Raw genomic sequence first — 23,955 nt, forward strand, 5'->3', positions numbered from 1 at the left:
AAAGCGAATGCCGCCTCTGGGTGCTACCGGGGGAGCGCACGGTGCAGCGAGTAGCCCGCCCTATTCATAGATGTTGCCAACCCAGGCAAATCTATTCACCAATCTATTCAGATTTCACGCAAGCCAATGATCTGCAAAGAAATCTGGCTTTGGCTATCTATTCACGAAACACACTCCAGCGCTACCACGCTGGATTCGCCACCTCCGGGTGGCTTTTTTATTTGGAGCGCGCGCATGTTGAATCCCCCGATCACACTCGTTCGCCATCACCTTGATGACGGCTTCCGCTGTGGCAACTACGCCAGCTGGTGGAGCGATGGATATGAGAGCCGCGCGGAGATGACCAGACACCATATCGGCAACTGCGCGCCATATTGGGTCTTGACCGAGCAGCACACCGACTCCGATGGGCGGCATTGGCACTCAGGCAATCGCTATTGCGTGATGGATGGCTTTGGATATCTGCAGGAGGTGACGCCATGAGCAATCACAGCATTCAGCGCTATCTGCCATGCACTCCTGACTACTCGACCCCGCTAACTCTTATCGAGACTCACCCAGACTTTGAGCTAACACCTCAGAGTGTGGAATGGGGGCTTGAGGCGATCAGCGGCAAAGAGTTAGACACCGCAAACGAGCTGCTGTGCGCCTTCATGGTCGAGCAGCACACGCCGCAGGCTATCGGGCTTGCAATGAAATTCGCCAACCACTATGCCGCCATTGTTAGGGCGCGATGGTACTCGGAGGCTGAAAAACTGATCGAGGGGATTGAAGATGACGAGTGAGAAGCCTAACGCACCCGCGTACTACATGGACGAGTACGACAACGTTGTAAGCGCGCCGCGAGAGCGTGTGCCAATACATGGAGTATCGCTGACTAACTCGCCAGCAGCATTGGCAAACCAGAGGCTGCTGCTGGACGCACTCAACACTCACCACGAGTGCGGCCTGAGCCCTTGGGAGCTACTGGAGGGGTATAGGGAGTTGCGGAGTGCGCTTACATGGATGACTCAACGCGCTGATGAAGGCGGTTATCCAGATGGGAGGTGCATGAAAGAATCCCGCGCCGCTCTCGCCAAACACAAGGAGGTGTGAGATGGAAGTGATCAACACAGGCGGCCCAGCTTTCGGCCAGGTTGTCGAACTGCGGTGCGTGCGAGTTGACCCATTTGGCGGCGAAGAGTACGAGCCAGCACTGGCACAAGGCGGCATGACCATGCGCGACTACTTTGCCAGCAAAGCACTGCAGGGGATGCTTGCAAACGCCGGTGGCCCAATCCAAGCGAACGGAATTAGTGGATGGGCGCTTGTCAATGCAACACATGATCAGGTCGCAGCAGAAGCTTACGCTTGGGCGAATGCAATGCTCAAAGCCCGGGAGGCCAAATGAAGCGCTACTCCATCTCGATCAACGACACCAAGCACGAAGGCCTGTTCGCCGACGACTGGCAGGCCTGGAGCTTCGTTCTCTCCCAAGACGACGGCCAACCAATGAAAGTGAGGGTCAAGCAGCTATGACCACCACCACCGAACGCAAAGCCCCCGACTTCATGCAGATCGTTGCTCGCGAAAAACTCGGAGAGAAAGCCAAAGACTGGCAGATATTCCGATGGGAGCGCATAGGCGACGGCAATGATTTTGTCGTGGGGTTTGGCCAAACACGCCTTAAGACCTCGGGCAAGAACAAGGGCGAAACTACATGGCGCGGAATCGATGGCCGTCAGCTGCCACACGGGAAAGTCGTGGTGACCGGCGCGGAGATGGACGCGGCACGCGCGAAATACGAAACTGACACCGGGCACTGTGGTGAATGCGGCGGCACCGGACAGGCTTGGTGTGGCTGGAGCGCTGCAGAGGGCACAAAGTACCGCACCTGCCACCGCTGCAATGGTACAGGTAAGGCCCAGGGCGACAGATCGCTGGAGCAGCTATGACGATTTCCACCCCAATGCTCACCATGCCCAGCCGCCCTCTTTGCCCACTGCCTGGGCAGAAGGCCAACCGCTACACCCCTGCGATAGCAACCGACATCCGCAAGACATTCGACAAGTACCGGCGCCTGATCGCGCTGCAGGAGAAGAAATGACGTTTTCAGTCAGCAACCTCTACCAAATCCCCAAACCGCCGCTCCTGGCGGTTTTTCTTTTGCTGCTGGCCCTGTGTCTGGGCGCCGTGGCTAGCTGAAAGCACCTATGCGCAAAGACCCAAGAACCAAGCAATTGCCTGGCCGCATAGAAGCGCTGCGCCTGGTAATCGGCCAAGGGGTGGCAAAGAGCAGCCCCGCGCTAAAGCACCTCGCCGGGTTGTATGTCCGTCACCAGCCTGTACGACGACCCCTGCTCGAAACCATCACCTTCTCCAGCGGCGTTGACCAACTGTCCACTGAGGAGCGCGCAGCACTGCCGTTTTAACCAAGGAAGCATCATGCAATTCACTAAGGCAACACGCAAGAAAGCCAAGCTACGGCTGGCACTGTCTGGGCCTAGCGGTTCCGGAAAAACATATAGCGCCCTACTGCTCGCAAAGGGGCTGGGGGGAAGAATCGCAGTCATTGACACAGAGCGCGACAGCGCTTCACTCTACAGCAATCTGCTGGAGTTTGATGCCCTCAATTTGACCGCGCCGTATACGCCAGAGCGATATATTGAAGCGATCAAGGCAGCAGAGCAAGCCGGCTATGACACGCTGATTATTGACAGCCTGTCGCACGAATGGTCCGGCGTGGGCGGGTGTTTGGAGTTGGTAGATGACATTGCCAAATCTAAGTACCGAGGCAATTCGTGGAGTGCTTGGAACGATGTGACACCACGCCACCGCGCACTGCTGGACGCGATCCTGCAAAGCCCCATGCACATCATCGCTACGACCCGGGCTAAAACAGAAACAGCCCAAGTGGAGGAAAACGGGCGCAAGAAAGTCGCCAAGCTCGGGATGAAGGCTGAGCAGCGTGAGGGTTTGGAGTACGAATTCACCGTGGCTCTGGACTTGGTGCATGACGGGCACTTCGCCACGGCCAGCAAAGACCGAACAGGCATTTTCGCCGACAAGGATCCGCACCCGGTTACCGAGGAAACCGGGCGAATCTTGCTTGACTGGCTTGATAGCGGAGAGCAGCAGCCGGATGTGCGCTCCATCCTTGAGAACATCGCACGTTCTAGCTCGATGGCGGTACTCAAGGCGAACTATGAAGCCGCCATTCAGATGCTATCGCCTGATCACCATCCGGCTATCAATAAGGCCACCAATACACGCAAACGAGAGATTGAACCTGTACAGGAGGCGACATGACAGCAGTAACTCTTTACCAACTCAAAGGCCAGTGGCTGGAACTGGCGAGCCAGCTAGCCGACATGGACTTGGATGCCCAGACCATCGCTGACACCATCGAAGGTAGTGATGTACAGATGGCACTGGAAGAAAAGGTGCAGGGCTATGAGATGGTGGCACGCAATCTAGAGGCGCATGTTCCCGCTATACAGGCGGAAGTCAAACGGCTCCAGGCTATGGAGAAACGTTTGACTACGCGCGCCGATGCACTCCGGGATCGGGTCAAGACATCGATGAAGGAGCTTGGCATTCAAAAGATCGCCTGCCCCCTATTCGAGATGCGAATCCAGAAGAATCCGGACAAGCTGGACGTATTCGAGGAAGCGCTAGTTCCAGACGAGTTTTGGCACACACCTCCCAAGCAGATTGATAAAGCAAAGCTGAAAGAAGCAATCAAGGCAGGCGCCGACATTCAAGGCGCACGTTTGACCCAGGGCGATAGCCTGCGAATCAGTTAACCAACACCTGCCGCGTCGGGCGGCGGGTATTTATGAAAGGCCTATATGGCATCCGTCAATACCGTCATCATCGTCGGCAACTTGGGCCGCGACCCAGAGATCCGTACTTTCCCGTCAGGCGATCAGGTCGCCAACGTCACCATTGCCACTACCGACCGTTGGCGTGATAAGAGCACCGGAGAGAGCAAGGAATCGACCGAGTGGCACCGCGTTGTATTCAATGGAAGGCTTGCAGAAATTGCAGGCCAGTACCTACGAAAGGGCTCTCAGGTTTACATCTCCGGGTCGTTACGCACTCGAAAGTGGACCGACCAAGCATCTGGGCAGGAACGCTACGCCACCGAGATTCGCGCCGACTCTTTGCAAATGTTGGGCGGAGTTCCAAAGTCTGTTGAGAATGAATCGCGGGATGCTGGTCAGCAACGCAGCTCTGCTACTCCAGCACCACGGCCAGCCCCAGTGCCACGCGCACCGTCAGGCTTCGACGACATGGAAGATTCGATCCCCTTCTAGGAGTGGCTATGCTTTGCAAAACCTGCCTCACCGAAAAACCCACGGATGGCTTCTACAAAGGCCAAAAGAGCAAATGCAAAGAGTGCACAAAGGCGGCTGTCCGGGCCAATCGGCTAGCCAATATTGACCACTACCGCGCATTTGATAAGGCGCGGGCCTCCATGCCTCATCGAGTAGCGGCCAGGGAAGCCTATCGCACGACCGCTGCATATGCGGAGAGCCACAAAGCAGCAGCCAAGCGCTGGGCAGAGAAACACCCAGAGCGCCGCCGAGCAAACACAATGCTTGATAACGCTGTGCGAGATCGCCGCGTCATTCCGTGGCCTGTCTGCGCCGTGCCTGACTGTTGCGGCAAGCCGGAAGGCCACCACCCTGACTACAGCAGACCACTTGACGTGGTGTGGCTATGCGATAAGCACCACAAAGAGGCCCACGCCATCGCGCGACATGTCGCCTAGCTAACCAATGGAACCCGCGTCCCATCCTTAGCAACCAGCGCATTGCTCTCTCCGACTACGAGCTTGACTCCAAGTAGCTCCTGCTGGCCCTCTGGTAACGCTTTGAAAGACAACCCCTTTCGAACCACTTCGCGCGTCTCAACGAATTCCTTCATTGATACAGGATCAAGTTCGATGCATTGGGGGTAGGCATTCTCATGTTGGGCCCAGTGCGCGCGAATGGCACTGACCATGGAGTCAAAAAGCGTTGGCATAGCCCGCTAGTCTACCGCCCCCAGTGGGCACCTATTCACAGCCCGCCCTGAGCAATCGAGGCGAGCTATCTCATTTCTGGAGGCCCACCATGTCTGAACCTACCCCATCCTCCGCTCCCCACAAGACTGCCGAGGGGGCGGCACTCGACTTTCCCAGCGCAGGAGCCGCTGCACTCTCAGAGTACCTGCAGGATTGCGACGAGCATGCGATCGCACCTGATGTTGGAGGCGCCTTTGCCAATGCATTCAGGGCCGGAGCCAACTACGCGGCCAAGGCAGTGGCTGTAGTCCATTGCACCACCTGCAATGACGAAGGGGCCGTTGGCAACATTCTCACAGCAGAACCTTGCCCTGACTGCAGTACGCCACCCCTTGCAGCCCGCACCGCGCCTGAGCGCATCTGGCTGGATCTGGGCGTGGAAGACGCAGAGCATGCCAACTTCGCAGAACTAGGCGAAGTGACGTGGAGCCCTAACAATGCAACCGGCCACGGCATTGCATATGTTCGAGCGGACGCCCAGGCAGTGGCAGCACAGGCGCCCGCAGCTGTGTCAGGTCAAGACCATACCGCGATGCATGACGCGTTGCTGTGGCTGCGCAGCGCTCTGGATTGCAAGGACTGGCATTGGGACCCCGATCAGCGCGAGTGCGCGGAACTGGCCTATCACGCCGCCCCTCCCCCACCTGAGCGGGAGCCGCTGAGCCAAGAGCAAAAAGACGCTGTGATCCAAGAATGGATCATGGATCTCGCACAAGGAGCCACCAATGCCCGGTAACTTCTTCGACCTCGACCTCGACCGCGAGCTTCCAGGCTGGATGTTGAAGCGACCATTCTGTCGCCATCCCGAGCACAACGCGCCAAGCGGCTTGTACATCCCTGAGGGCAAGGGGTATCGCCATGTCTGCCCAGCCTGTGGGCGAACAGACATTGTGATCCCCGATCAACCTTCAATGAATCTTGGAGCCACCAATGACAGATGAAAACATGGTTCAAGTGTTTGGTCAGAAATCGAACGGAGAGCGAACCCTGGTTGGAACCGCGCAAATGCCGCCATTGATGAAAGCGCGGGAGCTTGTCACCCAGCACTATGGTCAATTTAATGAAAACGACGACTTCTCCGAGGCAGCAACCGTTTTCTACTTGATGAGAAGCATCATCGAATACTGCAAGACCTACGACCCGACAGTGAAGCCCCTGGGAGCCACCAATGACAACCCCTGACCCAAGCCGTGAGGCGTTTGAGAAGCACGTTCTCACCGAGAACGGTATCTATGTACGCGGCAAAGGATGGATCACTCGAAACACGCATGGCGGCTACGAGCATGAAGATATTCAAGAGCGCTGGCTCACTTGGCAAGCAGCCATGGCCCACAAGGGAAGAGACAAGTGTGTCTGCACTTTCAGTCAGCGAATGGTTGGCGATGGATGCAGACATTGCAACCCGCAAGAGTACATCGACGTGCTGCTTGCGCAGATTGACGAACACCATTCGGAACGCTGGCAACCAATCGAGACGGCGCCAAAGGACGGCACCACAATCCTATTGCTCTGCACAAGCGGAGGCATTGCTGATGGTTGCTGGGATCTTCGAGACGAGTCTTGGAACTATGCCTACATAGATCCCACGCACTGGCAGCCCCTCCCCGCCACCCCAAAGCAGGAAGGGGGCACATGATGCGAGTCCACTATGTCAGGCGTCAGATGGTCCACAAGTCCGACGCCTGGGGGATTCAACTCTCGCCAGTGCAGACCGACTTGCTGCGCGCAACATCGTTCGGGAGCATTCTTCCGGGGAAGCTACCCCTTAAGGTCACTTGGGAGTGGGTGTGCACCGGGGAGGCCATTACTGGTGCCGAGTTGTACTACCTGCTATCTCGATACCCGGTTTGCAACATCCTGCAGGACGAGGATCTGCACTGGCGCAGCTTGAGGAAGAGGATATCGCAATTCCGACATCCAAATTAGTTCAATCACTTACGAGTGAATTATGACCACCAAACGAGCACGCAAATGGGGTGACAAACGTGCACCCTACCGCGAACAAGACGAACCCGAGCCCCGCTCTTGATGCGGGGTTCTTTTTTGGAGGAATGGATATGAACGATCTACTAACTCTTTCCGACATCGCCAAACTTCACCATTGCGGAGACCGGCATGCTCGCGATGTTCTGGTAAAACTCCCTGGATTCCCACCTCCCGCACCCACCAGCACTCCAAGGAAAAGACTGTGGCTGAGAAGTGAAGTCCGGGCATATTTATTCAGAAAACCCGCACAAATCCCGCACAAACCTTCAAGATCCCTATAAACCAATGGTATTGCTGCCATGGTGTGGAACCAGCATCAGGTCTGCACGCAGCACAGTACCGCGCTGCACCAGTAGCTGCTCCTGCTGCTTTTCCAGATCACCCAGCAATAGAGCCGCTGCCGCATGGCCCTGGTAGGGCTGCGCCTGAATGCGCAATACGCAGCTGCGCGAATTGCCTGAACGTTGGCGCCCCATGCGCTCTTCCACTGGCAAGGGGCCATCAGGATGCAGGACTTCAAACTGCACCCCATCCCAACTCCAGGAATGACCCGCAGCACAGTCACGCCAGGGCAGCGCCTGCAAACCTGCTTGGCTGCGCTCCTGCAAGGTCAGAGAGCCCATGGCCTGCGCAGGTCGCAGTTGCTCTGCCACAGCGGCGCTGCCGCCGGTATGGTCACTGTCACCATGGCTGAGCACCAGCATGTCCAACACGCCCGATTCACGCCCTTGCGCCCCCAGCGCACGCATTACGGGCACCACCACGCGGTCCCCTGCATTGCTGCCCGGGCCGTAGACCGGCCCCGTGTCGTACAACAGACTGTGGCGAGCCGTCTGCACCAGCACGGCCTGGCCCTGCCCCACATCCAGCGCCAGCAGGCTGAACTGTCCCTCGGCAGGCCGCAGCGGCTGCCACCAGAGTGCGGGCAGCAGGCATGGCAGGCCCAGCATGCGCAACTGCCATGGCAGCGGCAACACGAGCCAGATGCCGCCCGCCATGGCTGCCACCGCTGCCCACCATGGCGCGGCAGGCAGCCACAGCGCGGCGTGCGGCCAGCGCGCCAGCCATTCCAGCCACACCATCAGTATCTGCATGGCCCAGGCAGCCATATCCCACAACGGAGGCAGTGCCACGCCTAGCAATGCCATAGGCGTCGCCACCCAGGTCACCCAAGGTATGGCCAGCACATTCGCCAGCAGGCCAACCACCGACACCTGGCCAAACAGCAACAGGGACAGTGGCGTGATAGCCACCGTCACGATCCACTGTTCGCGCAACAGGGCCAGCAAGCGGCGCTTGGCTCCCTGTAGCCGTCCAGCAGAGGATTCACGGGAACCGCCCGCTCCAATATCCGAAGCAAACAAGATGCCCACAGCCAGAAAACTGAGCCAGAACCCCGCCTGCAGCAATGCCATGGGTTGGAAGACCACCACTGCGCCGCAGGCCATCAGCCATGTCGCATACCAGGGCCATGGCTTGCCACTCAGCCTTTGCATGGCGATCACCGCCAGCATCAGCACAGTTCGCTGCGCAGGTACTCCCCAGCCGCTGAACACAGCATAGGCAAAAGCACTCAGCACCCCGGCAGCCAGGGCCACCTGTGGCGCAGGCAGCCACAGGCACAGGCGGTTGCTGCGGCGCCAGCACCAGCTCACCACCATGCTGGCAGCCCAGGCAAACACGGTGATGTGCAGGCCCGAAATCGCCATCAGATGCGCCACGCCCGTAATGCGAAAGACACGCCAGTCCTCCCGGTCGATGGCGCGCTGTTCACCGGTAACCAAAGCCACCAACACGCCAGCAATACGGGCCCGCCGTGTCTCAGCCTCCTGCTCGCCCCCATCGCCACCTGCACGTCTGCCATCGGCAACCGGCGCCAGCCGGTGCACCATGGCATCGCGCACATGCTGCCGCAGGCGCTCCACCGAATGTGTGTTGCCAACCTCCAGCAATTGCGGGCCGGACTGCAGGCTGCCACCGGCCCGAGCGCCCACTGGCAAGCGCACATAGCCCGTAGCGTGCACGCCCTGCTCCCACATCCACAGTTCATAGTCAAACCCATGCGGGTTGGCGCTGCCGTGCGGCGCCTTGAGCCGTACCGGCAAGCGCCAGCGCTGCCCCGCCGCCAGCGTGGGAATCGTTACAGAGCCAGCAGGTGCACCACTACGCGTGGCATTGGCAACGGGCTGTGCGTACCATGCGAGATCGACCAACGGCGGCACTGCAACCGGTCGCCCGCCTGACTCCGCCGTGTCAACCTGCAGACGAAAGCGCTGCCCCAGCGCCGTTTGCTGCGGCATGGCGGCAATGGTGCCTTGCAGCAGCAAATCTACCCCTTCCAGCGCGGGATCCAGCCGCAGCGCCATCTGCTGCGTGGCCTGCCAACCCGCCTGCCCCCAGGCCAGCGCGCAAGCCGCCAGCATTGCGCCCAGACGATCGGCACGCCGGCGCCATCCACCGTGTTTTCTGCATGCTCCTGCACGCCATATGCACCAGGCGCTTGCCAATGTGCCCAAGCCCATCGCCCATCCATACACCGCTTGCGGGTACAGCTCCGATTGCTGCAGCTGCAATGTGGCGCCCAGCACAACGCCCCAAAGCCATGCCAGAGGCTGCCACCCCGTTGCGTTTTGCACAGAAGAGCGTGGTGACGGTGACAAGGCGCTTGGCATGGTGCCATGCTAGGCATCACCGCCGCTGTGCTTCCAAGGGTCGGCCCCCTGAACAGACAAACGGTAGACATTCATGACGAAGGTCATCGCCTGCGCTGGGAAGCAGTATGCATTTGTGCCACACTTGGCGCTTTCTGCAATCGGCGCAGCGCTGCTGCCCCCACCAACCACCGAGGACTCCATGAGCGTTTACGACCAACTCCAAGCCTTGAACATCAGCCTGCCGCCGCTGGCCATTCCTGCTGCTGCCTATGTGCCCTATGTGCAGACCGGCAACATGGTCTTCCTGAGCGGCCATATCGCGCGCAAGGATGGCAAGCCCTGGGTGGCGCAGTTTGGTCGCAACATCACCACCGAAGAAGGCAAGCTTGCCGCGCGCGCCGTGGCCATCGATCTGCTGGGCACTTTGCAGCACGCAGCGGGCGGTGATCTCAACCGCGTCAAACGCATCGTCAAGCTGATGAGTCTGGTCAACAGCACCAGCGATTTCACGGAGCAGCACCTCGTCACCAACGGTGCCAGCGAATTGATGGCCGAAGTGTTCGGTGCTGAAAAAGGCGCCCATGCCCGCAGTGCCTTCGGCGTGGCACAGATCCCCTTCGGCGCCTGCGTGGAAATCGAGCTGATCGCCGAGCTGGCCTGATACCCGGGCGCCAGGCCTGTGCCAGCGGCGCCAATGTCTTTTGGGCATGGCGCCGCTGCCTTTTTGCATAGAAAAATGGTCGATGGGACTGGTACGATGTGCGGTAAGCATGCAAATTTGATAGCAGAACTGGTTTGCAGGCATTCCTTTTCTTGACCATACCCAGGACACCAACCATGAGCGTTTACGACCAACTCAAAGCCCTGAACATCGAGCTGCCGCCCGTGCGCACGCCTGCTGCAGCCTATTCCCCTTTTGCGCAGACCGGCAACCTGGTCTTCATCAGTGGCCACACGGCCAGCAAGAACGGGCAACCCTGGGCAGGCAAGCTCGGCAAGAACATCGACACCGCCGAAGGCAAGCTGGCTGCGCGCTCAGTTGCCATTGACCTGATGGGTACCCTGCAAGCAGCCGTGGGCGGAGACCTCAACCGCGTCAAGCGCATCGTCAAGCTGATGAGCCTGGTCAACAGCACGGAAGACTTCACCGAGCAGCACCTCGTCACCAACGGCGCCAGCGAGTTGATCGCCCAGGTGTTCGGCCCAGAAAAGGGCGCCCATGCCCGCAGCGCATTTGGCGTGGCACAGGTTCCCCGTGGTGCCTGCGTCGAGATCGAGTTGATTGCCGAAGTGGAATGAGCACGCTTCGCCGCAAAGCCTGAATCCCAGACTTCACATTTCAGACTCAAACGCGCCCTCGGGCGCGTTTTTGCGTTCTTGCTCTCAGCGTTTTGCATCTGCTGCCCAGGCCGCTCAGGACACTCCTTTTGTCCATTGAGTGACAAAGCGTCCCGGCACTCCGCTCCACAATGCAAGACACCCTCTCCGCCTGCCATCGCACAAGCCATGTCTCAAGATTTCCCTGCCAGCGCCGGTCTCCTGTCTTCCGTGGAAGCAATTGCACCGCAATTCGTCTCGATCCGCAGATCGATCCACGCCCACCCAGAACTGGCTTTTGAAGAGCAGCGAACCAGCGACCTGGTCGCCAGCACCCTCGAAGGCCTGGGCTACCGGGTGCATCGCGGCCTGGGCTCCACTGGTGTCGTGGGGCAGTTGACCAAGGGCAATGGCAGCAAGGCCATCGGCATTCGCGCCGACATGGATGCGCTCCCCATCCAGGAGCGCACGGGCCTCGATTACGCCAGTACCTTGCCTGGCAAGATGCATGCCTGCGGACATGATGGCCACACCGCCATCTTGCTGTGCGCTGCGAGGCATCTGGCCCAATCGGTGGATTTCAACGGCACGCTGAACCTGATCTTCCAACCTGCGGAAGAAAATGAAGGCGGCGCACTGCGCATGGTGGATGAAGGCCTGTTCGACCTCTTTCCCTGCGACGAAATCTACGCCCTGCACAACGCCCCCGGCCTACCCGTTGGCAAGATGGCGATCAGCCCCGGCCCCGCCATGGCCTCGTTCGACCGCGTCACCATCCGGTTGCATGGCCGCAGCGCCCACGGCGCCATGCCACACCATGGCATCGACCCGATGCAGTGCGCAGCCAGCATCGTGCTGGGCCTGCAATCGATCGTCACCCGCGAAATCGATGCGCTGCACGCGGCAGTGATCACCGTCGGCTCCATCCAGGCGGGCGAGGTCTACAACATCGTTCCCGAATCTGCGTTGCTGAAAATCGGCGTGCGTACGCTCGATCCTGCGGTGCGCACGCTGGTCGAAAAGCGCATCCGCCAGTTTGTTGAAGGCCAGGCCCAGAGCTACCAGTTGACCTGCGAGATCGACTACCTGCACAAATACCCCGTGCTGGTGAACCATCCCGCGCAGACGGAGTACGCCCGCGAGGCCGCCATCCGCCTGCTGGGCGCCGACAACGTGAGCCAGCGCACGCCCACCATGGGCAGCGAGGATTTTGCCTACATGCTCCAGAAGCGCCCCGGCGCCTACATTCGCCTGGGCAATGGCGTCGGAGAAGATGGGGGCTGCATGGTGCACAACCCGCTGTACGACTTCAACGACAAGGCCCTGGCCATTGGCGCCGCCTTCTGGTCGCACCTCGTCCAGAGCTATCTGCGCTAGCCCCTGTCGGCCCCGCGCATCTGCACATCTTTCCGGAGCTTTCATGCAGCACATCCATCGCCGCCACTTCATCCAGAGTCTGAGCGCCACGGCGGGCCTTGCCGGTCTGTCGGCCATCTCGCCGCTTGCGTGGGCCAGTGATGCATTCCCCAGCAAACCGTTGAGTCTGGTCGTTCCCTATCCCGCAGGCGGCGCCAGCGACGTGGCAGCGCGGATCTTTGCGGAATCCATGGGCAAGACGCTGCAGCAGCAGGTCGTCGTCGAGAACATCGGCGGAGGCACCGGCCTGCTGGGCGCTGGCAAGGTGCTGTCCGCCCCCAGTGACGGATACACCTTCTTCCACGGCTCGGCCAATGAAGTCTTTCTGGCCCCCATGCTGAACCCGGCTGCGCGCTACAAACCGCAGGATTTCAGCTTCGCTTGCCCCACCACCGATGCAGTCATCGTGCTGCTGGTGAAAAACGACCTGCCCGCCCGCACCTATGACGATTTCATCGACTTTGCCAAGAAGCGCCAGGACAAACCGCTCACCTATGCAACGGTGGGCATCGACTCCATGTACAACCTGATGGGCGATGCCCTGGCAGCGCAGCTGAAGCTGCCGTTTCTGCACGTGCCCTACAAGGGCGCAGCACCTGCGCTGCAGGATGTGGCTGGCGGCCAGGTGGATTTCGCCATCCTGCCGTACCAGACCAGCTTCGATGGCATGCAGCAGCAGGGCCGCCTGCGCATTCTCACAAGCTTCTCCAAGGCGCTGCCCGAGCCCATCAAACACCTGCCGCTCATCTCTGCAAGCCGGTACACACCCGATTTCGAGCATACGATCGGCGGCGGCTACTTTGTGCGCAAAGGCACGCCGCCAGAGCGCGTCACCGTCCTGCGCAATGCAGTCTCTGCCGCGCTGGCAACGCCTGCCATTCGCAGCAAGCTCGAATCCGAAGGCCGCAATGTGCGCCAGCCGATCAACTCGCAATCCCAGGCGGATGAGGTGTTTCAGCAGCAATATGCGCGGCTGAACCAGTTGATCCAGGCCGTAGGGCGCAAGGCACTGGCATAGCCTCTGTGCATGGAGGATTGGAGCCAATAGCCGCACGCCTGCGGCTTTTTTTCAGGCCGCTATCATGGTTCGGAGAACTCGACACCTGTTCCATGAGCACACCCTCCCCCTCGCCATCCCCCGCCACGGCAAGCCCACGCAGCGGATTCAAACGCCTGCGCAGCGGCTGGCTGGTCGCTACGGCCTGCTCCATTGCCGCATGCGCATCGACTCCCGACGAAGAAAGCCAGCGCCGCTACCAGGCTTCGCAACAATATTCAGCGCAGGACCAGCGCTTTCGCAATGGCCCCAATCCCGACATCAAGCCTCACGCAGGCGGGTTGCAGATCTGGTCGCGTTTTCTGTTTGGCGACAAAACCGGCACCGTGCCGCAAGACCCGATTCCCGTGCGGCCGGTGACGCAGGCGCAGTTGCAGGCGCTGCCAGACGACGCCAACCACATCATCCGGCTGGGCCACTCCTCGCACCTGCTCAAGCTGCAGGGGCGCTACTGGCTGATTGATCCGGTGTTTGGCGAGCGCGTATCGCCTTTCAGCTTCATCGGTCCCAAGCGCTTTCACCCCACGCCGCTGCCGCTGCAGGAGTTGCCGCCAATTGCAGGCCTCGTGCTCTCGCACGACCACTATGACCATCTGGACGAGCCCACGATCAAGTTTCTACTTGGCAAGGTGGAGCGCTATTTCGTGCCACTGGCAGTCGGTGCCCGCCTGCGTGCCATGGGGGTGGAAGCGGACCGCATCACCGAACTCGACTGGTGGCAGGCCGATGCGCATGCCGGCGTTACCCTCACCGCCACGCCGTCGCAGCATTTCTCAGGCCGCACGCTCAATGACCGCAACAGCACGCTCTGGGCATCGTGGGTGCTGCAGGCGGGAGGCCAGCGCATTTTCTATACCGGCGATTCAGGCTACTTCCCCGGTTTCAAGACCATTGGCGAAAAGCTCGGCCCCATGGATGTGGCCTTGATGGAAAACGGTGCCTACGATGCCTACTGGCCCTCGGTACACATGACGCCAGAGGAAACCGTGCAAGCGTTTACCGATGTACGTGGCCAGGTGCTCTACAGCGTGCACAACAGCACCTTTTCGCTCGCCATGCACGGTTGGCGCGATCCTCTGGACCGCCTGGAGGCGCTGACCGAGCAGCGCAGCATCGCGCTGGCAACCCCGGAGATCGGCGAGGTGCTGACCGTTGGCCTGCCACGCATCAATGCGCTGTGGTGGAAAAACCTACGTTAAGCACTGATGACCGCAATGGCGCTAATCGCAGCGCCTGCGCCCACTACCATCGCTTCGCATACCTGCCGCAGGGCGCCGTATTGCCCCGTATGAGCGCCTCTCGGGATCGTGTTCACGGTCCTGCGGCAGATTTCCCACCGATTTCCCACCGATTTCCCACCGATTTCCGAACTATTTCCGAGGAGACAACACCATGAGCAACGCAGCCACCCGCCTGACCAACCACCCCGAAGAGGCCGCCGTGCGCGTGCCGCTGGAGCTGTACATGCGAGGCCATGCAGAAGACAGTGCAGAGCACATGCGCGCCGCCTTCATGCCTACCGCACGGCTGGAGAGCGTGCGCGAAGGCCCCCTGACATCGTGGGACCTCGATACCTACTGCCAGCGTTTCAAGCACACCCCGGCCACCGATGAGGCCACACGCCGCCGCACCATCGATACGCTCGATATCGTGGGCACGGCGGCCAGCGCCAAGGTCACGCTGGTGCACGGCAATATCACCTTCACCGACTATTTCGTGCTGCTCAAGACCGAGCAAGGCTGGAAGATCGCCAACAAGGCCTTCCACGCACAGGTCGCCTGATCTGCTGAAAACCAAAAATGGTTGCCAGCGCTTTCTGCATATGCGCCAGCAGCTATCTTTTTGATACCGATCCTCAACTCGGCTGCAGGCACTCACTCTGCCTGAATATTGGCCCGCTGCGCCACTTCGCGCATCAGCGGCAGCTCGCGCTCCACACGCTCGCGCAGGGCCGCACCCGGCCCCCAGGCGGGTGTCAGGCCAATGTCCACGAGCTTGCGCTGCATCTCGGGCACCGCCATCACATCGGCCAGTGATTGCTCCAGCTTCTTTTGCACTGGCCCAGGCAGTCCGGCTGGCGCCATGAAGGTGAACCAGGTGCTCATGTCAAAACCCGGGTAGCCACTCTCGGCCACCGTCGGCACCTGCGGCAACAGGGCCAGCCGCTTGGCTCCCAGTGCGGCAATCGGCTTGATCTTGCCCGATTTGATCAGTGGCGAGGTCGCCACCACCGTATCGACGGCCAGTTGCACCTGTCCGCCCATGAGCGCGGTGAGGCTGGGCGAGCTACCGTTGAAGGGCACGTGCAGCATGCTCAAGCCCGTGGCGGACTTGAGGAGCTCGCCGCCAAAATGCACCGATGACGCCGCGCCGAAAGTGCCATACGAGAACTTGTCCGGCGCGGCTTTCGATTCAGCGACCAGCTCTTGCAAGGTATTGGCCTTTACCTCGTTGTTGGCCACCAGCACCAGCCCCATGTCTGCCACCACGCCCAGCATGGTGAAGCCGCGCTGCGGATCGTAGGGCAGCGTCTTGCGCACCACGGGGTTCATCGTCAGCGTCGAGCCTGCACCCAGCAGCAGTGTGTAGCCGTCAGGCTGCGCCTTGGCCACCAGCCCCGCCCCCACGGCCGTACTGGCGCCGGGGCGGTTGTCCACGATCACGGGCTGGCCCAGCTTCTCGCCCAGCGCAGTGGCCAGCAGGCGGCCCAGAATGTCGGTCGCGCCGCCGGGCGCATAGGGCACCACCAGCTTGATCGGCCGATCAGGGTAATGCTGCTGCGCGAGGGCCGGTGGCAGCGCCAGTGCGGCAGCACTGGCCGCCATGCAGATGAGGAAGCGGGAGCGGGACAAGGCCATGGTGAAAATCTCCTTAGGAAGATACGCTTTCTGAAAACACGACATCAAGCCAGCAGCGGACTCGCTACGCGCGCATGGCCGCTGGCCTGGTCGTAGGCATGGCCCATCTGCAGCACGGCCAGATCGGCTTGCACAGGTCCGATGATCTGCAAGCCTGCAGGCAGCCCTTGCGCGCTGAAGCCCGCAGGTGCTGCCAGCGCAGGCAGGCCCGCCATGGTGGCGGGAATAACCGCCTGCATCCAGCGGTGGTAGGTGTCCATGGTGCGGCCACCCACGGTCTTGGGCCAGTCCAGCTCCGCCTGGAAAGGAAAGACCTGGGCGGCAGGCAGGATCAGGAAATCGTAGGTTTCGAACAACCGCCGCAGCGTCTCATACCAGGCGCTTCGCACGCGCGCTGCCGCATAGATGTCCATGGCGGACAGCGCACTGCCACGCTCCATCTCCCACAGGGCTTCGGGTTTGAGCAATGCGCGTTTTGCCGGATCGTCGTACAACGCTGCATTGGCGCCCGCCACTGTGAAGCTGCGCAGGTCGATCCAGGCCCGCCACAGCTGCTCCATGTCGAAATGCGGCACCACTTCATCCACCTTGCAGCCGATGTTGATGAACGACTGAAGTGCCGTACGGCAGATATCGAGCACCCCAGGCTCCATGGGCAAATGCCCGCCCAGATCGCCCAGCCAGCCGATGCGCGTACCGCGAAAATCACGCGACAGCGCCCCGCCCCAGTTCTGTGCGCCCTCGCTGCGCCGCGTGAGCGGCAGCCGTGCATCAAACCCCGCCTGCACCGACAGCAGTAACGCCAGATCGGGAATATTGCGCGCCATTGGCCCCGCCACGCTGAACTGCTGAAAGAACACCTCATCCCCCGGCCCGTGCGGCACACAGCCCACCGAAGTGCGCAGGCCGTAGACGTTGTTGAATGCGGCCGGCGTGCGCAGCGAACCCATCATGTCCGAACCATCGGCTACCGGCAGCATGTGCAAGGCCACAGCCACGGCTGCACCGCCACTACTGCCACCCGCCGAGCGCGCGGGATCGAAGGCGTTGCGCGTGGTGCCATAGACAGGGTTGTAGGTGTGGCCACCCAGCCCGAATTCGGGCGAGTTGCTGCGAGCCACAAACAGTGCGCCGCCAGCGCGCATGCGCTCGAAAGCCACCGCATCCGCCTGCGTTACCTGGCCCGCGAAGATCGGCGAGCCCTTGGTAGTGACCATGCCTGCAGCGGGTGAAATGTCCTTGGGCGCCTGCGGAAAGCCATGCAGCGGGCCCCTGCTGTGGCCACGCGCCAGCTCCTCGTCAAGCTGGCGCGCCTGCGCCAGCAGCGGCTCGCGGGGCATGTGCGCCACCAAGGCATTGACCTGGGGGTTGAGCCGATCCATCTGGCCCCAGAAGGCCTGCAGCACCTCAGTGCAGGAAACCTCTTTGCGATGGATGGCTGCTGAAAGCTGGGTGGCGCTGAGTTCCACGATGCCGGAGCTGGCAGAAATACGGTGCTCGCTCATTGAATGTCCGTCTCCTGGATGTCTTGAAAATTCAGCATAGGTAAACATCCACTTTCCGACAATCACAATTTTCTGCGGTTATCGTTGCGTTTTTTGCAAAGCAGGCCATGCGAACGTCTCAGCATCTACAGGACACCGCCATTCGCTACTTTCTGGAAGTGGTGCGTAGCGGCTCGGTGAGCGAAGCTGCGCTGCGACTCAATGTTTCGGCATCGGCCGTCAGCCGCCAGATCGCATCACTGGAAGAAGTGCTGCAAACCCCCTTGTTCGAGCGCCGCCCACGAGGCATGGTGGCCAGTGCCGCAGGAGAGCTGCTCGCTCACCATGCCAGACGCCACGCGCTGGAAGCAGAACAGGTGGTGTCGGACATCCAGGCTTTGCACGGGTTGCGCCGTGGCCATGTCCGCGTGGTTGCATCCGCCGGGTTTGCCTTCGAGTTTCTGCCCCATGCCATGGCCACTTTCCGCAACCAGCACCTGGGCATGCGGTTTCAGCTCACTGCCGCATCACCTGCCGAGGTGACCCACGCCGTGCGCAACGGAGACGCCGACATCGGTCTCACCTACAGCCGCGCCGCAGTGCGCGACATTGATGTGCAACACCGCCAGAACTCGCCTGTGATTGCGATCATGCCGCCCGATCACCCGCTGGCCCGCTTTGCCAGCGTGACGCTTGCGCAGATGCACCCCTACCCGATTGCCCTGCTGGACGAAGGCAACACCGCGCGCCAGCTGTTTGACATTGCCTGCGGTCAGCGTGGGCTGGAGTTTGAACCGGCGCTGGAGAGCAGCCAGTTCGATGCCCTGGTGCGATTTGTGCTGCATGGCGGCGGACTCACGCTGGGCGGCGAGGTCACCGTGCGCGAGTACGTGCGCCGGGGCCAGTTGCATACGGCGGCCATCCGCGAGCGCGGCATGAATGCCCGCTCCATCGAATTGCAGACGCTGACCGGACGCCAGTTGCCGCAAGGCGTGAAGGCGTTTTTGGAGCACCTGCGGGCATTACTGCCTGCGGAGTGATGGCAGCCGGGATTGCCTTCAGGCTGCCGGCCAGTCTTTCTGGCCCGAGCCATGCTGCTAGCACCAGAGCAGGCAAGCCGCCACACATATCCTGCGCACTTCACCGGCACAAGCCGCACGCTCGCCGGGCCAATCGCATCGGACACCACCACCACTGCGAACAGCCGGCGACTGTACTCGTCGTAGGCCACGCCGCCGGTCTTGGGCCAGCCACTCGCCAACACACAGGACTCCCCCTTGGGACTGACCTGAAACGGCTTGCCGCCTGCTGAGCCGCGGAAGAACAGCGTACCGTCCGGTGCGGCGGCCGTCAGATCAATGCCATCGAGTGTCGTGAAAGTGGCCACGAGCTTGCCGTCGCCCAGGCTGGCAGGCTGGAGTGGGCTCGGCCTCTGGTCAATCTGTGCAACAACGCCCAGCGCAGGGACAGTCGTTCTTGCCACCCCTCATGAAAACCGTCAGCTGATCCTAGATTCAGGGAATACCCCTGCGCCAAAAGAATGTTTTCCCTATTGATTGAATCCTATTTTTGTATACAAATAACGTATCCATTTCGACTGCTGACTTGGTTTTATGTGTAGGGTGCATGGCGGTCGGTTTGGTCCTTCGAACCATCACAGGAGAGACCCATGAGCACCATAGAGATGCCCGTCAACGCGCTGCCCCAGGCGCACGGCGTCCACGCCGACTCCAATGCGCTGATTAAGCCCGGTTACGACCCGGCTCTGACCAATGAGGACCTTGCCCCGCTCAAAAAGCAAACCTGGGGGCAATACAACTTCTTTGCTTTCTGGATGGCGGATGTTCATAGCGTAGGCGGCTACATCACCGCCGGTAGCCTGTTCTCGTTGGGACTGACGAGCTGGCAGGTGATGGTGGCCCTGCTGGTGGGCATCGTCATCGTGCAGTACTTCTGCAACCTGGTGGCCAAACCCAGCCAGGTAACCGGCACGCCCTATCCGGTGATATGCCGCGCGTCATTCGGAGTGAAAGGGGCCAATATTCCCGCTATCATCCGCGGCCTGATCGCCGTGGCCTGGTACGGCATCCAGACCTATCTGGCATCCGCCGCCTTCATGGTTTTGGCGCTGCATTTCTTTCCAAAGCTCGGCCCCTACTCCCTGGTAGAGTTGCACGGCTTTGCGGGCTTGTCCACGCTGGGCTGGGTGTCGTTCATGGTTATGTGGGTGCTGCAAGCCCTCGTGTTCTGGCACGGCATGGAAGCCATCCGCAAGTTCATCGACTGGGCCGGCCCCGGTGTGTACGTGGTGATGATGGTGCTGTGCGGCTGGCTGGTCTGGAAGGCTGGCTGGGAGAATATCGACCTGAATCTGGGCGGCGTGCGATACAAGGGGTGGGACGCACTGCCTGTAATGCTATCTGCCATCGCACTGGTGGTGAGCTACTTCAGTGGCCCTATGCTGAACTTCGGCGATTTCTCGCGCTACGCCAAGGATTTCAGTGCTGTGAAGAAAGGCAACTTCTGGGGCCTGCCGGTCAATTTCGTGTTCTTCTCAGTGCTTACGGTCATTACCTCTGCCGCCACCGTTCCCGTGTTTGGCGAACTTATCACCGATCCAGTACACACCGTCAGCCGGATCGACAGCACCACTGCCGTTGTGTTGGGCGCACTCACCTTCATGATCGCCACCATCGGCATCAATATCGTAGCCAACTTCGTGTCGCCCGCGTTCGACTTTTCCAATGTAGCTCCCCAGCACATCAGTTGGCGCACGGGCGGCATGATCGCCGCCGTGGGGTCGATCTTCATCACCCCATGGAACCTGTATAACAACCCCGAGGTGATTCACTACACGCTGGACATTCTGGGCTCGTTCATCGGCCCGCTGTTTGGCATCCTGATTGCCGATTTCTACCTGGTGCGCAAGGGCCATGTGGTGGTCGATGACCTCTACACCCTGAGCCCTCAGGGCAGATACTGGTACAGCAACGGCTACAACAAGGCCGCCATCTGGACCATGGTGCCTGCAGCCACCATCCCCATCCTGTGCGTTGTGGTGCCCGCACTGCATGGCGCCGCCAATTACTCCTGGTTCATCGGCATGGGGCTGGGCCTCGTCATCTATCCCATCCTCTGCCGCAAATAGAACCTGTCTACGGTCCAAGGAGGCCAGCATGCGCATCAAGATCATCAATCCCAACACCACCTGGAGCATGACCGAGAAGATGGGGGCCTGCGCCCGCGCTGTGGCGAGGCCCGGCACCGAGGTGGTGACTGTCAGCCCGGCCATGGGGCCAGTCTCCATCGAGAGCCATTACGACGAGGCGCTTGCAGTGCCTGGCCTGCTCGCGGAGATCGCCTCAGGCGAGCGCGACGGCTTCGATGGCTACCTGATCGCCTGCTTTGGCGACCCAGGGCTGCTGGCCGCGCGCGAGTTGGCACGGGGCCCGGTTGTGGGCATTGCCGAGGCCGCGATGCACATGGCCAGCTTCATCGGGCGCCGCTTCAGCGTTGTCACTACTCTGGGCCGCACCATCGGGCAGGCCAAACATCTTGCCGAAGCCTATGGCATGGAACGTTTCTGTGCCAATGTGCGAGCCTGCGAACTGTCGGTACTGGAGTTGGAAGAACCTGGCTCAGGCGCACGCGAGCGCATCGTGGAGGAATGCCGCCGAGCGTTGGCCGAAGACGGCAGCGATGTGCTCGTACTCGGCTGCGCCGGTATGACCGACTTGTGCGAGCACATCTCCCGAACGCTGGGTGTACCTGTAGTGGACGGCGTGACAGCCGGTACACAGTTGCTGGAGTCACTGATCACGCTCAGGCTAGCGACCAGCAAGCGCGGCGAGCTGAACCGCCCACCTGCCAAACCCATGGAGGGGATGCTGCAGCCCTTTGCCTTGCAAGAGTAGCCAGCGCCCGAAGATGGTCAATGGGCATCTGAGCCACAATGGTGCATGCCCCGCCCACGCAAAATGCCCCTCGCTTCCGCCTCCTCCGGACCCAGTGCTGACAATGCCAGCAGCCTTGGCGATACCGACCGACAATCGATCGAGTCCATCGCCAAGGATATCGCCACAGCCATCATTGAGCGGCGCCTGCCGCCGGGCACTTGGCTGCGCGAAGAGGCTCTTGGCCGGGTATATGCCGTCAGTCGCACCAAGGTGCGCGCCGCACTGGTGATGCTGGCCAAGGACAAACTGATCGAGAATATTCCCGACAAAGGATGTTTCGTCAGCCAGCCTAGCGTGGAAGAGGCCCGCGAGGTCTTTAGCGTGCGCCAACTTCTGGAAGCTGAGGTGGTGCGTCTGTTCATGGCGCGTGCCAAGCCACGCGACTACCAGTTGCTTGCAGAGCAGATCAAATTCGAGCGCCAGGCCCTCCATGTCCGCTCAGCCACAAGCACGGTGCGGGAGCGGCTGCTGGGCGATTTCCATGTGGTATTGGCCGAGGCCACGGGTAATCGCACGCTGTCTGACTTGGTGCGCGAATTAGTGGCGCGCAGCTCGCTGATCGCCATGCTCTACCATACCTCCAACGACCCCCAATGCTCTTCAGACGAACATGAAGAGCTTTTAAAACTGTGCCGCAGCGGCGATGTTGAGGCCGCCGTCGAGAGCATGCGCGCGCATCTATCGCGCATCGAGACCAGCCTGCAGTTGGAGTCACAGCCCCACAATCGCCAACTCGATTTGGTCAATGCACTGCTGAAGCACGAGTAAGAAGACGAACTTGAGTTGATCCTGCTCAGCGGCGGCATCACAAACACAGGCCACTGCCATACCAGCTCCTCAAAGGGAGTGTGTTGCCTGTGTGGTTTGCGATGTATTAGCAGGCCGTAGTCTAGATGTATCTAAATCGTTTGCACAACAACGTACTTCAAGTGCAACCGGTATGCAAAAAAGAAAACGCCCGATATGACATCGGGCGCTATTCAAGAAGTCAAGTTCGAGCCATCTAGCTGCTCAAACAATGTCTACTGCTTTAAGGTTTCTCCAGCTTCAGTGCCCCAAGACTACGTGCGCCAAATGGCACAAGCAACGACAAGAGCAGCAACAATACAGTGCTATTTGCCGGAACCGGAGTGGCAGCGACCGGCTTACTGCCGACACTCACGTGCACTGGGTCAATAGTTGCAGCCTGGGTCTGCAGAACACTGCCAGCAGGCACAGTCACCCCGGCGGGTAGGCATGGCGCGGGAGTTGCCGTTGGACATGTCGGATTGGAGTTATCCACGTTGTCAGTAGGAACCGATCCTGTCACACCAGAGCCACTGCCATTGGCCTGGTTAGAGATCACAGTTCCGGAACTCACGCCAGCATTCACCGTGACTGGCAAGGTAATGGTCATTACACCCTTACCACCCAAAACCGCTCCTGATGTCAACAGATTGATATCTGAGGTGCCGTTGAATGCCGAATTGAGCATGCCAGTGCTAATACCTGATCCAAAGGTCGCCACTGTCGCCCCACCGTTGTAGCTGACATAGCTCGGAAGAGTTTCCGTGATCTGGAAGTTGGTGATATCTGTATCCTCTACATTCGCATAGCTGATCGTATAGACCAATTGCTCACCAGGCAGCACACTGTTGCCTCCGCTAGTGGCATTGCGCACCGACTTTACACCTGTCATAGAGGCTGTTGTACCTGGGTTGGTCGCAGGGGTACCTACTCCCACCAATACTGGATCAACCGTCGAAGTCTGAGGCTGCTGCACACTACCAGAAGGTACGCTCACTCCAATGGGCAGGCATGGCGCAGGAGCAGCAGCCGGACATGCTGGGTTGGAGTTGTCCACGTTATCAGTGGGAACATTACCTGTCACCCCAGAGCCACTGGCGTTTGCCTGGTTGGAGATCACTGTGCCAGAGCTCACACCCGCATTCACAGTCACGGGCAAGGTAATGGTCATTGCGCCTGCACCGCCCAGGATTGCGCCCGGTGCCAACAGGTTCGTATCTGAGGTGCCGTTAAATGACGAATTGAGTGCTCCAGTACTGATAGGGCCAACTGTCGCCACTGTAGCTCCACCGCTATAGGGCTTTGTTGCACAAATCCGGGCCGCAGCGGTAGTAGGCTCGGATGATGAGTGAGACGAACTGGGGTCGGCGCAAGTACCGCACCACAAACTG

The 23,955-nt window shown here is 60.3% G+C and carries 26 protein-coding genes; 22 read left to right on the forward strand and 4 right to left on the reverse strand.

From position 1 onward, the window contains the following. The first annotated feature begins 234 nt into the window (after positions 1-234). The 12 genes from ABIE32_RS11120 (at position 235) to ABIE32_RS11175 (ending at position 6,686) form a co-directional block, all read left to right on the forward strand. On the forward strand, positions 235-483 hold the full coding sequence (locus ABIE32_RS11120; protein ID WP_429016093.1) for a hypothetical protein: 249 nt from the start codon (positions 235-237) through the stop codon (positions 481-483). Further along, positions 480-785: a hypothetical protein gene (locus ABIE32_RS11125; RefSeq protein ID WP_429016096.1), complete on the forward strand. Its 306-nt coding sequence runs from the start codon at positions 480-482 to the stop codon at positions 783-785. Before ABIE32_RS11120 ends, ABIE32_RS11125 begins: the two co-directional genes overlap by 4 nt. A gap of 311 nt (positions 786-1,096) precedes the next feature. Next, on the forward strand, positions 1,097-1,390 hold the full coding sequence (locus ABIE32_RS11130; RefSeq protein ID WP_429016099.1) for a hypothetical protein: 294 nt from the start codon (positions 1,097-1,099) through the stop codon (positions 1,388-1,390). Continuing rightward, on the forward strand, positions 1,387-1,518 hold the full coding sequence (locus ABIE32_RS11135) for a hypothetical protein (protein WP_267906736.1): 132 nt from the start codon (positions 1,387-1,389) through the stop codon (positions 1,516-1,518). The genes ABIE32_RS11130 and ABIE32_RS11135 overlap by 4 nt, the downstream gene beginning before the upstream one ends. Next, a complete protein-coding gene (locus ABIE32_RS11140) occupies positions 1,515-1,934 on the forward strand; it encodes a hypothetical protein (RefSeq protein ID WP_429016101.1) in 420 nt (139 codons plus the stop codon). The genes ABIE32_RS11135 and ABIE32_RS11140 overlap by 4 nt, the downstream gene beginning before the upstream one ends. Continuing rightward, on the forward strand, positions 1,931-2,086 hold the full coding sequence (locus ABIE32_RS11145) for a hypothetical protein (RefSeq protein WP_429016103.1): 156 nt from the start codon (positions 1,931-1,933) through the stop codon (positions 2,084-2,086). The genes ABIE32_RS11140 and ABIE32_RS11145 overlap by 4 nt, the downstream gene beginning before the upstream one ends. Before the next feature lie 338 nt (positions 2,087-2,424). Then, positions 2,425-3,288: an ATP-binding protein gene (locus ABIE32_RS11150; protein ID WP_429016106.1), complete on the forward strand. Its 864-nt coding sequence runs from the start codon at positions 2,425-2,427 to the stop codon at positions 3,286-3,288. After that, positions 3,285-3,785 (forward strand): siphovirus Gp157 family protein, encoded by a 501-nt coding sequence (locus ABIE32_RS11155; protein WP_429016109.1) that lies wholly within the window; start codon positions 3,285-3,287, stop codon positions 3,783-3,785. Before ABIE32_RS11150 ends, ABIE32_RS11155 begins: the two co-directional genes overlap by 4 nt. 45 nt (positions 3,786-3,830) lie before the next feature. Then, the gene (gene ssb, locus ABIE32_RS11160; protein WP_429016111.1) at positions 3,831-4,298 is read left to right on the forward strand and encodes a single-stranded DNA-binding protein; all 468 of its coding nucleotides are present in this window, start codon (positions 3,831-3,833) and stop codon (positions 4,296-4,298) included. Between the two features lie 801 nt (positions 4,299-5,099). Further along, positions 5,100-5,786 (forward strand): hypothetical protein, encoded by a 687-nt coding sequence (locus ABIE32_RS11165; protein ID WP_429016113.1) that lies wholly within the window; start codon positions 5,100-5,102, stop codon positions 5,784-5,786. 194 nt (positions 5,787-5,980) lie between these two features. Next, a complete protein-coding gene (locus tag ABIE32_RS11170; RefSeq protein WP_429016115.1) occupies positions 5,981-6,232 on the forward strand; it encodes a hypothetical protein in 252 nt (83 codons plus the stop codon). Then, the gene (locus ABIE32_RS11175; protein ID WP_429016116.1) at positions 6,219-6,686 is read left to right on the forward strand and encodes a hypothetical protein; all 468 of its coding nucleotides are present in this window, start codon (positions 6,219-6,221) and stop codon (positions 6,684-6,686) included. Before ABIE32_RS11170 ends, ABIE32_RS11175 begins: the two co-directional genes overlap by 14 nt. A 625-nt stretch (positions 6,687-7,311) precedes the next feature. Here ABIE32_RS11175 and ABIE32_RS11180 read toward each other — a convergent pair. Next, positions 7,312-9,708: a DNA internalization-related competence protein ComEC/Rec2 gene (locus ABIE32_RS11180; RefSeq protein ID WP_429016118.1), complete on the reverse strand. Its 2,397-nt coding sequence runs from the start codon at positions 9,706-9,708 to the stop codon at positions 7,312-7,314. A gap of 181 nt (positions 9,709-9,889) precedes the next feature. On the opposite strand from ABIE32_RS11180, the gene ABIE32_RS11185 reads away from it, so the two are divergent. The 6 genes from ABIE32_RS11185 to ABIE32_RS11210 all read left to right on the forward strand — a co-directional run bounded on the left by ABIE32_RS11185 (position 9,890) and on the right by ABIE32_RS11210 (position 15,262). Continuing rightward, a complete protein-coding gene (locus ABIE32_RS11185; protein WP_224151739.1) occupies positions 9,890-10,351 on the forward strand; it encodes a RidA family protein in 462 nt (153 codons plus the stop codon). A 176-nt stretch (positions 10,352-10,527) separates the two neighbouring features. Next, positions 10,528-10,989, forward strand: a complete 462-nt coding sequence (locus tag ABIE32_RS11190; RefSeq protein WP_224151738.1) for a RidA family protein — start codon at positions 10,528-10,530, stop codon at positions 10,987-10,989. Between the two features lie 207 nt (positions 10,990-11,196). Beyond that, entirely contained in the window at positions 11,197-12,384 is a 1,188-nt protein-coding gene (locus ABIE32_RS11195; RefSeq protein WP_224151737.1) for a M20 aminoacylase family protein, read from the forward strand. A gap of 43 nt (positions 12,385-12,427) precedes the next feature. Next, positions 12,428-13,441: a Bug family tripartite tricarboxylate transporter substrate binding protein gene (locus ABIE32_RS11200; RefSeq protein WP_429016120.1), complete on the forward strand. Its 1,014-nt coding sequence runs from the start codon at positions 12,428-12,430 to the stop codon at positions 13,439-13,441. 92 nt (positions 13,442-13,533) lie between these two features. Further along, positions 13,534-14,679, forward strand: a complete 1,146-nt coding sequence (locus tag ABIE32_RS11205) for an MBL fold metallo-hydrolase (protein ID WP_429016122.1) — start codon at positions 13,534-13,536, stop codon at positions 14,677-14,679. A 193-nt stretch (positions 14,680-14,872) separates the two neighbouring features. After that, the gene (locus tag ABIE32_RS11210; protein WP_429016123.1) at positions 14,873-15,262 is read left to right on the forward strand and encodes a nuclear transport factor 2 family protein; all 390 of its coding nucleotides are present in this window, start codon (positions 14,873-14,875) and stop codon (positions 15,260-15,262) included. Positions 15,263-15,354: 92 nt separating this feature from the next. Here ABIE32_RS11210 and ABIE32_RS11215 read toward each other — a convergent pair whose 3' ends face one another. Both ABIE32_RS11215 and ABIE32_RS11220 read right to left on the reverse strand, forming a co-directional pair. Beyond that, entirely contained in the window at positions 15,355-16,338 is a 984-nt protein-coding gene (locus ABIE32_RS11215; RefSeq protein WP_429016125.1) for a Bug family tripartite tricarboxylate transporter substrate binding protein, read from the reverse strand. A 44-nt stretch (positions 16,339-16,382) separates the two neighbouring features. Continuing rightward, complete coding sequence (locus ABIE32_RS11220) at positions 16,383-17,843, reverse strand: amidase (RefSeq protein WP_429016127.1); 1,461 nt, start codon at positions 17,841-17,843, stop codon at positions 16,383-16,385. Between the two features lie 107 nt (positions 17,844-17,950). On the opposite strand from ABIE32_RS11220, the gene ABIE32_RS11225 reads away from it, so the two are divergent. The 4 genes from ABIE32_RS11225 (at position 17,951) to ABIE32_RS11240 (ending at position 22,546) form a co-directional block, all read left to right on the forward strand. Then, on the forward strand, positions 17,951-18,862 hold the full coding sequence (locus ABIE32_RS11225; protein WP_429016128.1) for a LysR family transcriptional regulator: 912 nt from the start codon (positions 17,951-17,953) through the stop codon (positions 18,860-18,862). Between the two features lie 629 nt (positions 18,863-19,491). Further along, entirely contained in the window at positions 19,492-20,970 is a 1,479-nt protein-coding gene (locus tag ABIE32_RS11230; protein ID WP_429016131.1) for an NCS1 family nucleobase:cation symporter-1, read from the forward strand. A 28-nt stretch (positions 20,971-20,998) separates the two neighbouring features. Continuing rightward, positions 20,999-21,736 (forward strand): aspartate/glutamate racemase family protein, encoded by a 738-nt coding sequence (locus ABIE32_RS11235; protein WP_429016133.1) that lies wholly within the window; start codon positions 20,999-21,001, stop codon positions 21,734-21,736. Between the two features lie 63 nt (positions 21,737-21,799). Beyond that, positions 21,800-22,546: a GntR family transcriptional regulator gene (locus ABIE32_RS11240; RefSeq protein WP_429016136.1), complete on the forward strand. Its 747-nt coding sequence runs from the start codon at positions 21,800-21,802 to the stop codon at positions 22,544-22,546. Positions 22,547-22,808: 262 nt separating this feature from the next. Here the strand turns inward: ABIE32_RS11240 and ABIE32_RS11245 are convergent. Continuing rightward, positions 22,809-23,955 (reverse strand): hypothetical protein (locus ABIE32_RS11245; RefSeq protein WP_429016139.1); only part of this gene is annotated, 1,147 nt, incomplete at its 5' end.

This window comes from Comamonas sp. 4034 (genome assembly GCF_050434545.1).
Lineage (GTDB): Bacteria > Pseudomonadota > Gammaproteobacteria > Burkholderiales > Burkholderiaceae_C > Comamonas > Comamonas odontotermitis.